This is a genomic window from Vibrio sp. 10N.286.46.A8 (assembly GCF_041470165.1).
Lineage (GTDB): Bacteria > Pseudomonadota > Gammaproteobacteria > Enterobacterales > Vibrionaceae > Vibrio > Vibrio tasmaniensis_A.
The window spans coordinates 1,010-1,710 of record NZ_JBFRLX010000357.1; the positions used below are offsets into that span (position 1 = coordinate 1,010).

Annotated in this window: 1 protein-coding gene; it reads right to left on the reverse strand. The window is 39.7% G+C overall.

Annotated features, from left to right (window positions below; genetic code table 11):
- On the reverse strand, positions 1-690 hold a 690-nt coding region (locus AB4232_RS22390), incomplete at its 3' end, for a hypothetical protein (RefSeq protein ID WP_372088056.1).
- Positions 691-701 lie beyond the last annotated feature (11 nt).

Genomic DNA, 701 nt, shown 5'->3' on the forward strand with positions numbered 1-701 from the left:
GATTTGGTTACCTTGTTCGGAGATTGATAAATTGGTGCTCCCATGCGTAGTAGGGGATAAGTAGTAATCAAAAACGTAGTCGTTGTTAAATAACTCAGCATTCAACGCATAATCTTCATAACCTATTTGAGTCAATTGAATACCGCTTACGTAGTTTCCAATATATTGCTTGTCTCTTGTAGGGTCTGAGATCATTACGTGACCAGATGTTATGCTCATTTCACGGCTTACACGAGGCAGGTGATCAATGGACTTAAAGGTGTAAGTTAGTCCGTTCGCATTACCTTCAAGTTCGCCGCTATATAATTCACGCGTCCACGTAATTGAACTATATTGTGTGATTCCACCGTTGTTATATGTATATAGGTAATCAAGGTCATTAAGCTCGCTTCGAACAATAACACCATAAAAGCCGATTGAACGTGAGCCCGTTTCATTTACCTTGTAACTAAACAAGTTGTAATTGTGCGCCCCTCGAGAAGCATCATAACTTGATACAGCGTAAATCGTTTTGCCACGATAATTAACTTCATAGTCACTACCATGACTAATACTATCGTAGGTAATTCCTTGAGTTAGTTGTTCCCACTCTGGGGTTGGTGGTAGGTATGTCTGGTCGCTAGAATCAGAACTGCCGCAGCCACACAAAATTAAACCTAAGAGAATGACAGGTGAAATGTTTTTGTACATTTAGATAATAC